Source organism: Methylobacterium sp. B1, assembly GCF_000333255.1.
Classification (GTDB): Bacteria; Pseudomonadota; Alphaproteobacteria; order Rhizobiales; family Beijerinckiaceae; genus Methylobacterium; species Methylobacterium fujisawaense.
On sequence record NZ_BACT01000076.1, the window covers coordinates 1 to 10519 of the forward strand.

A 10519-nucleotide genomic window follows, 5' to 3' on the forward strand; every position below is an offset into this window, starting at 1 on the left:
CGGGGGCCGTGCTTGGCCTCGAGCGTCCGCGCGAGGTTGACGAAGGCCGCCGCACCCATGAAGTCGATGTACGACAAGGCCCCTCCGGTGAACGGCGCGAAGCCGAACCCGAGGATCGAGCCGACATCGGCCTCGCGCGGGTCGGTAACCACGCCCTCGCCGACGGTGCGTGCGGCCTCCAGCGCCTGCACCACCAGAAGCCGCTGCTTCAGCTCGGTGAAGTCGACGGCGTCCGGGTCGAGGCGGTTCGGCTGCAGGTCCTTCAGGCCGGGCCAGAGACGCTTGGGCGCGCCTTCGGGGTAGTCGTAGAAGCCCTTGCGGTTCTTGCGACCGAGCCGGCCCTGCTTCTCGACCATCTCGGACAGGATCGCCTTCTGCGCCGGGTCCACGGCGCCCTGCCCCACCTGCGCCTCGGTGGCCTTGGCGATCTTGAGCACGAGGTCGAGGGCGACCTCGTCGTTGAGCGACAGCGGCCCGACCGGCATGCCCGCCTGCCGGCCGGCGCTCTCGATCATGGCCGGCGGAACGCCCTCGGCGAGCATCTTGTGCCCTTCGAGGATGTAGGCGCCGACGCAGCGGTTGGCGAAGAAGCCGCGGGCATCGTTCACGACGATCGGGGTCTTCTTGATCAGGCGCACGTAATCGAGGGCCGCGGCGAGCGCCGCATCCCCGGTCGCCTCGCCCTTGATGATCTCGACGAGCATCATCTTCTCCACGGGGGAGAAGAAGTGGATGCCGACGAATTGCGCCGGCCGCTGCGAGGTCCTGGCCAGCCCGGTGATCGGCAGGGTCGAGGTGTTGGAGGCGAAGATCGCGTCGGGGCGGATCACCGCCTCGACCTTCTGGATCACCTCGGCCTTCACCTGCGGATCCTCGAACACCGCCTCGATCACGAGGTCGCAATCGGCGAGCGCGCCGTAATCGGCCGTAGCCTGGATGCGGCCGAGAAGCGCGTCGCGATCGGCGGTCTTGGCGCGGCCCTTGTTGATCTGGCCGGTGATGAGGGTGTGGGCGTAGGCCTTGCCCTTCTCGGCGGCCTCGACCGACTGGTCGACGAGCACCACCTCGAGGCCCGCCTGCGCGGTGACGTAGGCCACGCCCGCGCCCATGAAGCCGGCTCCGATCACGCCGACCCGGCGCAGGTTGGCGGCCGGCACGTCCTTCGGTCGCCGCGCGCCCTTGTTCAGCTCGCCCATGGAGATGAACAGCGTGCGGATCATCGCCGCCGCCTCGGTGGAGCGCAGGATGTGGGCGAAGTATCGGCTCTCGACCCGCAGGGCGAGGTCCATCGGCAGCTGCAGACCCTCGTAGACGGAGGCCAGGATCGCCTTGGCGGCCGGGTAATTGTCGTGGGTCTCGCGGCGGTAGATGGCGTTGGCCGGCGGCCAGATCATCATGCCGGCGGGGGAGTAGACCTTTCCGGACGGGGCCTTGAACTTCGGCACATCCCAGGGCGCCACCGCCGAGCCGCCCTCACGGATCCAGGCCTTGGCGCGCTCGACGATCTCGGCCTGGGGCGCCACCGCGTGGATCAGCCCCATGCCCTTGGCCATGGGCGCGCGGATCTGCTCGCCCTTGAACAGCATCTGGAGGGCGTCGCCGGTCTGCATCAGGCGGGCGACGCGCTGCGTGCCGCCGCCGCCCGGGAACAGGCCGACCTTGATCTCCGGCAGGCCGACCCGGGTCTTCCCGTCGTCGGAGGCGATCCGGTGGTGGCAGGACAAAGCCAGCTCGAAGGCGCCGCCCAGGCACAGGCCCTGGATCGCCGCCGCGAAGGGCTTCCCGCAGGTCTCCAGCCGCCGGAACAGCAGCGACAGGCGCCGGGACGCCTCGAAGAAGTGGCGCATCGCCACCTCTTCGCCCTGCTCGGCCTTGAGCTGCTCGTAGGCCCGACCGAGTCCCTGGAGCATGGTGAGGTCGGCACCGCCGGAAAAATTGTCCTTGCCGGTGGCGATGACGCAGCCCTTCAGGGCCGGATCGGAGGCAACCCGCTCGATGATCTGCTCGAGCTGGTCCATCACCCCCTCGGTGATCACGTTCATCGAGCGGCCGGGCATATCCCAGGTCGCCAGGGCGATGCCGTCGGCATCGGTCTCGAAGCGGAAATCGGTCAGCGTCACGGTGCCGTCCTCCCTGGGTTGCGCCAATGATCCACCGGCGAGCTTGCATTAAGGTTGTGTTGAGCGCCGACGCTCATGGTGGCGGCGTCGGCGAGAAGAACCGAAAGCTGCACATGACGAAGGACTCCGGCTGCCGCGCCTGTCGCGCCGGCACCACGCTCGACTTCGATTTCACGATGGCGTTCCAGCCGATCCTCGATCTCGCAGACGACTCCGTCTGGGCCTACGAGGCGCTGGTGCGCGGCCCGAATGGGGAATCCGCCTATACGATCCTCGACCAGGTGACCGACGAAACGCGATACCAGTTCGATCAGGCCGCCCGCGTCAAGGCGATCGAGCTCGCCGGGGCGCTGTTTCCCCGCGACAGCACCACGCGTCTCTCGATCAACTTCATGCCGAACGCGGTCTATGAGCCGAATGCCTGCATCCGCGCCTCGCTGGAGGCCGCGCGACGCATCGATTTCGCCCATCAACGCATCATGTTCGAGTTCACCGAGCAGGAACGCTTCCGGGACATCGGGCACGTGAAGGACATCGTCGCCGCCTATCGGAAGCAGGGATTCCTGACGGCCCTCGACGATTTCGGCGCCGGCTTCGCGGGGCTGAGCCTGCTCGCCAACTTCCGTCCCGATCTGATCAAGATCGACATGGACGTTCTGCGCGGCCTCGACGGCGACGCCGGACGGTACGCCATCGTGTCGGGTGTGGTCGGCATCGCCCGCGCCCTCGGCGTGACGGTGCTCGCCGAGGGCGTCGAGACCGCTGCCGAACTCTCCGCCCTGCGCAGTATCGGGATCACGCTCGTGCAAGGCTACCACTTCGCCAAGCCCCTTCTGAAAGCGCTCCCCCCGGTCGCGGGCTTCGCGCCCGTGACAGCCGCGCGCGCCGCCTGAGATCGGCCTCACGCGCGCGGCCACCCATCGGCTATTTCGGAGCCGGAGCGGGCGCCGCGGCCGGCGGCACGGGCGGCATCGGCGCCGCGCCGGGCTTGGGTGTGTTGTCGGTCGCCGCGGCCACCGCCAGCATGTTCAGCAGCTTGGTGACGGAGTTCTGCGAGATCGCGGTCACCGAGGAGTTCGGATCGGCGTTCATCGTCTGGAACTTGAGGTATGTCGGGTCCGAGTAGATCTCATCGAGATGCTTCAGTTCGGTGAGGCTGAATTTCTCGGCGTAGTCCTTCGACAGCCCCTCGACCATGAGGGCGCGCTGCTTGTCGAACTCGGTCAGGAGTTCCTTGCGCACGGCCTCGGCGCGCGCCTCCGGCATTGCCGCCACGGTCTTCTCGAGGGCGACGTTGAACCCGGTCTGAAGGTTCTTGATCAGGGTCTTGTTGACGAGGGTGGTGGCCGCGGCCACGCGGTCCGCCGCATCATCGGCGCGCGCAGCGACCGGCAGGCTCAGGGTGACGCCTAGACAGAGCGTCGCAAACAGGCGGTTCAAGGGCTTGTCTCCCGTTGTTTTATCGTCCGGCCCAGAGACGGGCCGAGCGTCGACCGCGCCTCTAGCAGCGTTCCCGGACTTTGGGGAGCGGCGGCACGCCGCTCCCGTGCACGCGATGGCTCACACCCGCTCGATGATGGTGGCGGTTCCCATGCCGGCGCCGATGCACAGGGTGATCAGCGCCCGCTCCTTGCCGGTCCGCTCCAGCTCGTCGAGGGCCGTGCCGAGGATCATCGCGCCGGTGGCGCCCAGAGGGTGGCCGAGGGCGATGGCGCCGCCGTTCACGTTGACGGCCTCCGGATCGAGGTCGAAGGCTTGGCAGAAGCGCAGGACCACCGCCGCGAAAGCCTCGTTGACCTCGAACAGGTCGATATCCGACAGGCTCAGGCCAGTCTTCGCCAGGATCTTGCGGGTGACATCCACCGGCCCGGTGAGCATCAGGGCCGGGTCCGAGCCGATATTGGCGAAGGCCCGGATCCGGCCGCGCGGGCGCAGGCCCGCGGCCTCGCCGGCCGCCCGGGAGCCGATCAGCACGGCGGCCGCACCGTCGACGATGCCGGAGGAATTGCCGGCATGATGGACGTGATCCACGCTCTCCACGTCCGGATGCGCGTCCGTCGCCACGGCGTCGAAGCCGCCCATCTGGCCCATCTGCACGAACGACGCCTTCAGGGCGGCCAGCGACTGCATGTCGGTGCCCGGGCGCATATGTTCGTCGCGGTCGAGCAGGGTGATGCCGTTCACGTCGCGGACCGGAACGACGGACCGGTCGAACAGGCCGTCTTCCCAGGACTTCGCCGCGCGCGCCTGCGAGCGGACCGCGTAGGCGTCGCACGCGTCGCGGGTGAAGCCGTACTTGGTGGCGATCAGGTCGGCCGAGATTCCCTGCGGCATGAAATAGGACTTGATGGCGATCGCCGGATCCACCGGCCAGGCGCCGCCCGAGGCGCCGATGCCGATGCGGCTCATCGATTCCACGCCGCCGCCCACCGCCATCTCGTGCTGACCGCTCATGACCTGTGCGGCGGCGAAGTTCACCGCGTCGAGGCCCGAGGCGCAGAAACGGTTGATCTGCACACCCGGAACATGCGCGCCGTAATCGGCCACCAGGGCCGCGGCCCGGGCGATGTCGCCGCCCGCCTCCCCGACCGGATCGACGCAGCCCAGAATCACGTCGTCGACGAGGGCCGTGTCGAGCCCGTTGCGGACCTTGAGGGCGCGCAGCGCCGTCTCGGCCAGCCGGAGCGCGGTCACTTCGTGGAGGGCGCCGTCCGCCTTGCCGCGACCGCGCGGCGTGCGAACGTGGTCGTAGATGAAGGCGTCCGTCATCAGCACTCCCCGGGGCGTTGATTGTCGCCGGTCGACGACGCGGCCTTACAGGGCCGTCTCCATTCGCGCCAGTCTGCCACGGGGCGCGCGCCCCCGGCCAGTCCTGGAGGGAGGGACCGGCAGAGGGCGCGTGGCATCGGTGTCTGATGGGGCGCTGCTGGTCCGGACGCCTTCCCGATCAGGCCACGGGGGACGGTCCCGCGGCCGATCCGGAGCGAATCTGCTCGGTCGAGAGGAGGTTCGTCCGGGACGTCATGCAGGTTCGACTAGTCCTGAAGCATCCGCTTCAGGAGCTCGACTTCATCGCCGAGCACCGCGTCTTCGCCGATCTGCTTCTCGATCTTGCGCACGGCGTGCAGCACCGTGGTGTGGTCGCGGCCACCGAAGCGGCGGCCGATCTCCGGCAGGGAGCGCAGAGTCAGGACCTTCGACAGATACATGGCGATCTGACGCGGCTTCACCACCGCGGCGGTGCGCCGTTCCGACAGGATGTCGGACCGTGAGACGTTGTAGCGCGAGGCGACCAGCTTTTGGATGTCCTCGATCTTGATGCGCTTCGGCTCGCGATTCTTCACGAGGTCGCGGATCGCGCTCTCGGCGGTCTCCATCGTCACGGCGGTGCCCGTGAGCGTCGCGTGGGCCAGCAGGCGGTTCACCGCACCTTCGAGGTCGCGGCCGTTGGCGGTGATCGCCCGGGCTACGTAGGTTGCCACCTGGGGCGAGACGTCGAAGCCCGGATGTGCGGCCCGGACCGCGGAAAGCCGCGCCGACAGGATCGAGACCCGCAGGGCTTCGTCGAGGGCGGTGATCTCGACGACGAGGCCGCCGCCCAGGCGCGAGCGCACGCGCTCGTCCAGAGCCTCAAGCTCGGTCGGCGGCCGGTCGGACGCGACCACGACCTGGCGGCCGGCATCGATGAGCGCGTTGATCGTGTGGCCGAACTCGGCCTGGATCGACTTGCCCTGGATGAACTGGACATCGTCGAGGATCAGAAGGTCGATGCCCCGCAGGCGCTCCTTGTAGGCGAGCGCCGACTGGGTCTTCAGGGCATTGACGAAGCCGTACATGAACCGGTCGGCGGTCAGGTAGATCACCCGGCGGCCGGCCTCGCGGGCGGCGTGGCCGATGCCGTGCAGCAGGTGGGTCTTGCCCAGCCCGACGCCGGCATGGAGATAGAGCGGATTGTAGAGGGCGCCCTCCCCCTGGTGGTTGGCGACCCGCTCGGCGGCGGCATGCGCCAGGGCATTGGAGCGCCCGATCACGAAGCTCGCGAAGGTCAGCCGCGCGTCGAGGGGCGTGCCGCTGAGGTCGCCTCCGGCGTCGGCATTGCGCGCCTCGGCTGCGGGCGCAACGGCGGCGATCGGGATCGGCGCGCTCGTGGCGTGAAGGCGGGCGAGCGGACCGCTGGCCGGGCCCGGCTTGGCGACGCCGGCGGCGACAGGACGGGCCGGGGCCCCGGTGCCGCGGACGCCGACCTCGATCCGCGCGATCTCCTCTACCTCGGCCTTGAACGTGTTCAGGACGCGGTCGAGGTAATGCGATTCGATCCAGCTCTTGAGGAAGCGGGTCGGTACGGTCAGCCGGGCCGTTCCGCCGGCGACGGCCTCCAGCTCAAGGCGGGCGAACCAGCTCGCGAACACATCCTCGCCGAGTTCGGCCCGCAGCCGACGCTTCACCCGGGCCCAGGCAGACCCGTAATCCACAGTGCCGCCGCCGCTGCGGCCCCCGTCGTCGTCACTCGCCACCGTTCCGTCGACACGCATCACTGGCTCTCCCGACGCGGCCCGCGGAAGTCCGCAGTCCGCGCGTACGCACGATTTACGCCCTCAGCGTCCCGCAAGAACCGGCGGGACAGAGTCCCCTGGACGGAGTCAACCCCACCGCGAGGAACTTTTGCCGATTGGGAGAGCCTATCAACAATTACCTACGGTTCCTTTAACAGTGGGACTTGTGGGGACGGCGTGGATTCCCATTCGGAAGTGTTCCCGGCACGGCTGAACACGGACGCTAGAGTCTTGGCGAATCAGATTGATTCGCTTGAGTCCCGAAATCGTCGTGTTTTGCTTGCCCGGTGTCAGTTTCTGTTAAGCTACACGCCGTTTCCGGACTCTGCAATCGCGTTGATTCTTGGATAGGGTTAACGGTTTCGGCGGGCGCACGCAGCCGGCATCGAGCCATCGCGCCCGGAAAGCGCGCACGAAAAAGCCCGGCGCGAAGGCCGGGCTTGAAACCGTCTCGGTGGTGCGTGGGCGTTAGGCGGCCAGCGCCTTCACACGGGCGGCGAGGCGCGAGACCTTCCGCGAGGCGTTGTTCTTGTGAACGATGCCGTGCTGGGCGGCGCGCATCATCTCGGGCTCGGCAGCGCGGAGGGCGGCGAGCGCGTCCTGCTGGTTGCCGGTGGCGATGGCCTCCTCGACCTTGCGGACGAAGGTCCGCATGCGCGAGCGGCGCGAGCGGTTGATCGCCGTGCGCTTGGCGATCTTGCGGGTCATCTTCTTGGCCGAAGCGGTGTTGGCCATGTAAGTCCTCGTGTTTCTCGTCGGGCGATGCCGACGGGCCGGCTTGGCCGGAAATCGGTCGTCGCGTCAGGTTGTCTGGCGATGGCCGAGACGCAGCGCGCGCGAAAGCGCGGCCTCTCGGCGAAGCGGCTTCTATAGTGAGGGGGGCGCCGCGCGTCAACGCGCCCGGAGCCAAATCCGGTCGCCGGCTTCGGCCACAGCCGAGGACCCGGACAGCATTCGACCGGCCCGACCGAAGACATCGGAACGAAGAAGCCGGCACTGCTGGCGCAACGATGAGTGCTGGCCGCGTTGCGCAAGAGAGCTTCGGCTATTCCGGCCAACGCAGCGCCGCCGCCGCCGCCAGCGTTCCGACCACGGCAGCGATCAATGTCAGTGCTCCGATCACGGCCAGCGGCACGAGGAACGGCACCGTCCCCCCGCTCGCCGCCTGCGCGGCCGAGACGCCGAAGATCAGCGTCGGGATCATTAGAGGCAGAACCAGCACGGCGAGGATCAGTCCGCCCCGCCGGATCGAGGCCGTAAGCGCGGCGCCCACCGCACCGATGAAGCTGAGAGCCGGCGTGCCGGCGAGCAGCGTCAGCGCGGAAGCGCCCATGGCGGTACCGTCGAGGGCCACCAGCAGGCCGAACAGCGGCGCGGCGAGCGCGAGCGGCAGGCCGGTGGTCAGCCAATGGGCCGTCACCTTGGCGAGCACCACCAGTTCGAGGGGCACCGGCGCGGCGGTCATCAGGTCGAGGGAACCGTCCTCCTCGTCGGCCTGGAACAGGCGGTCGAGGCCGATCAGGGTCGACAGCACCGCGGCCAGCCACAGGATCGCGGGACCGATCCGCGACAGCAGATTCAGGTCCGGCCCGAGCGCGAAGGGGACCAGGGCGACGATCATCAGGAAGAAGACCAGCGACAGGGCACCGGAGCCGCCGACCCGGCCGGCGAGGCGCAGGTCGCGGGCGATGAGGGCGAGGACCGCGCGGATCATGCCCAATCCTCGGGGACGTCGGCCACGGGCGCCGCGGCGGAAGCCTCGATGCGCAGTTCCGCCGCGCCGGCGAGGCCGAGGGATTGGTGGGTGGCGGCGATCACGAGGCCACCCCCGGCCCGATGTCCTTCCATCAGTTCGGCGAGCACCGCCTGCGAGGCCGTATCGAGGGCTGCGGTGGGCTCGTCCAGGAGCCAGAGCGGCCGGGCGCAGACGAGGAGCCGCGCCAGGGCCACACGCCGCCGCTGTCCCGCGGAGAGATAGGCCACCGGCAGATCGTGGGCATGACCGAGGCCGAGCCGCTCCAGCGCGTCGCGCGGATCCAGGCGCGGCGCACCCAGGAGCCGCTGCGCGAACAGGAGGTTCTCGCCCGCCGTGAGGGCACTCTTCAATCCGTCGCGATGGCCGACGGCATGCAGGCATTCGGGCAGGCTCGCTTCCCCGACCTCGGCGACGGCGATCCGCCCGGCATCGGCCCGCAACCGGCCCGACAGGATGGCGAGCAGGCTCGATTTGCCCGCGCCGTTCCGCCCGGTGATCGCCAGGGCATCGCCGGGTCCGAGGGCGAAGGACAGGTTGGAGAAGATGCGGCGGCCGGAGCGGCGGCAGGCCAGATTGTCCACGCTGAGCCGCACCCGATACCCCGCCCTCGTCCCGCTGCCGCGCAGCCGCTCCGCGAACCGCCGACTCCATGCCCGATTGCGCCGCGGAACGGAACCGCACGGCCCAGCTGAGCTTTCGTTCTGCAACGGAGGATTGCCCATGGCCGAGGCGAGAAACCCGAGCGAGTCCGAGGTGGCCGCGACGCCCGATGCGGTGGCCGGCCGCGCCAAGGTCGAGGCGCGCATGGCGCAATGCACCCCCGAGGAGCAGGCGGCGTTCTGGGAGGCGGTCGGCCGATGCTTCGGCGGCGGCAAGCCTCCAGAGATGAAGTCGGCCTCCGGCTGATCAGACTCCCTTGCGGGTCAGGGCCCGCAGGGCACCGCGAAACGTCCGCACATCCTGCTCGGTCAGGCTCATGCGGTGGAGCATGTCGCGCATGTTGCGGGCGATGATCTCCTTCTTCTCCGGCGGATAGAAGCCCGCCGCGTCGAGCGCGGCCTCAAGGCTTCCGAACAGGGCGACCAGCGCCTCGCGGGTCGCCGGCGGCGAGAGAAGCTCGCCCGAGAAGGGCAGCTGGGCCCGGCCGCTCGCCTGCCGCCACGCGTAGCCGACAAGCAGCACCGCCTGCGCGAGGTTGAGCGACGGAAAATCCGGTGAGACCGGGAAGGTGATGATCGCGTCGGCGAGCGACACCTCGTCGTTGGTGAGCCCGACCCGCTCGCGGCCGAACATCACCGCGGTGCGCTGGCCTTCCCGCGCGACGAGTTCGCCCATGGCCTCCTCGGGGGCGAAGACCCGCTTCATCTGCCCGCGCTCCCGCGCCGTGGTCGCCAGCACGTACCGGCAATCGGCGATGGCTTCGGCGACGCTGCCGAAGATCGTCGCCCGGTCCAGGACATGCGTCGCACCGGAGGCCGCCTCGCGCACCCCCTTCTTGGGCCAGCCGTTCTTCGGATTGACGAGCCGCAGCTCCGACAAGCCGAAATTCGCCATGGCGCGCGCCGTCATGCCGATATTCTCGGCGAGCTGCGGCTCCACCAGGATCACGGCCGGGGCGATCCCCGGCGGGAGTTCGGTGACCTTCCTCGGGGCGTCGCCCGGCACGTCTCGGCTCGTCATGCGGGCCGTCTGACACGGGCAGCCCCGCGCCGTCGAGGGTCGGGTGACGAAGCCGGCCGGATGACAGTGCGCGCCTTCCGTCGCCGGGTGGCCCGCGCTATGTCGCGGGGCGATTCCGGCCTGGGGCGCCCCACAGGGCACTCGGGTCGACGACCGCACGGCCCTTGCATGCCGTGCGCGGGGACAACGCGGGAAGGCATCGGTCCATGGCGAAGATCAAGGTAGCGAACCCCGTCGTCGAGCTCGACGGCGACGAGATGACCCGGATCATCTGGGCCGAGATCAAGAACAAGCTGATCCACCCCTATCTCAATGTCGATCTCGAATACTACGACCTCGGCGTCGAGCACCGCGACGCCACCAACGACAAGGTCACGGTCGACGCCGCCGAAGCGATCAAGCGCCACGGC

Annotated in this window: 10 protein-coding genes and 1 pseudogene; 3 read left to right on the top strand and 8 right to left on the bottom strand. The window is 69.2% G+C overall.

The window, feature by feature from the left end:
• The coding region (locus tag I53_RS02000; RefSeq protein WP_043346095.1) for a 3-hydroxyacyl-CoA dehydrogenase NAD-binding domain-containing protein at positions 1-2120 on the bottom strand (2120 nt) is incomplete at its 3' end.
• Between the two features lie 113 nt (positions 2121-2233).
• Between I53_RS02000 and I53_RS02005 the strand changes: the two genes are divergently transcribed.
• Positions 2234-3013, top strand: a complete 780-nt coding sequence (locus tag I53_RS02005; protein WP_043346107.1) for an EAL domain-containing protein — start codon at positions 2234-2236, stop codon at positions 3011-3013.
• A gap of 31 nt (positions 3014-3044) precedes the next feature.
• Here I53_RS02005 and I53_RS02010 read toward each other — a convergent pair whose 3' ends face one another.
• The 6 genes from I53_RS02010 to ccmA form a co-directional block, all read right to left on the bottom strand.
• Positions 3045-3560: a hypothetical protein gene (locus I53_RS02010; protein ID WP_043346096.1), complete on the bottom strand. Its 516-nt coding sequence runs from the start codon at positions 3558-3560 to the stop codon at positions 3045-3047.
• Between the two features lie 120 nt (positions 3561-3680).
• On the bottom strand, positions 3681-4889 hold the full coding sequence (locus tag I53_RS02015) for an acetyl-CoA C-acetyltransferase (RefSeq protein WP_043346109.1): 1209 nt from the start codon (positions 4887-4889) through the stop codon (positions 3681-3683).
• A gap of 266 nt (positions 4890-5155) precedes the next feature.
• Positions 5156-6652 (bottom strand): chromosomal replication initiator protein DnaA, encoded by a 1497-nt coding sequence (gene dnaA, locus I53_RS02020; protein ID WP_043346098.1) that lies wholly within the window; start codon positions 6650-6652, stop codon positions 5156-5158.
• Positions 6653-7141: 489 nt separating this feature from the next.
• Entirely contained in the window at positions 7142-7408 is a 267-nt protein-coding gene (gene rpsT, locus I53_RS02025) for a 30S ribosomal protein S20 (protein ID WP_007561677.1), read from the bottom strand.
• 310 nt (positions 7409-7718) lie between these two features.
• Positions 7719-8387, bottom strand: coding sequence for a heme exporter protein CcmB (gene ccmB / locus I53_RS02030; RefSeq protein WP_043346099.1), 669 nt, complete (start codon positions 8385-8387; stop codon positions 7719-7721).
• On the bottom strand, positions 8384-9022 hold the full coding sequence (ccmA, locus tag I53_RS02035; protein WP_043346101.1) for a heme ABC exporter ATP-binding protein CcmA: 639 nt from the start codon (positions 9020-9022) through the stop codon (positions 8384-8386). The genes ccmB and ccmA overlap by 4 nt, the downstream gene beginning before the upstream one ends.
• A gap of 127 nt (positions 9023-9149) precedes the next feature.
• Here ccmA and I53_RS02040 point away from each other — a divergent pair, with 127 nt between their 5' ends.
• Positions 9150-9335: a hypothetical protein gene (locus I53_RS02040; protein ID WP_043346103.1), complete on the top strand. Its 186-nt coding sequence runs from the start codon at positions 9150-9152 to the stop codon at positions 9333-9335.
• On the opposite strand, the gene I53_RS02045 is transcribed toward I53_RS02040, so the two are convergent.
• A complete protein-coding gene (locus I53_RS02045; RefSeq protein ID WP_051044613.1) occupies positions 9336-10109 on the bottom strand; it encodes an RNA methyltransferase in 774 nt (257 codons plus the stop codon).
• A 206-nt stretch (positions 10110-10315) separates the two neighbouring features.
• Between I53_RS02045 and I53_RS02050 the strand changes: the two are divergent.
• Positions 10316-10519, top strand: a pseudogene (locus I53_RS02050) (isocitrate/isopropylmalate family dehydrogenase); the annotation flags it as partial.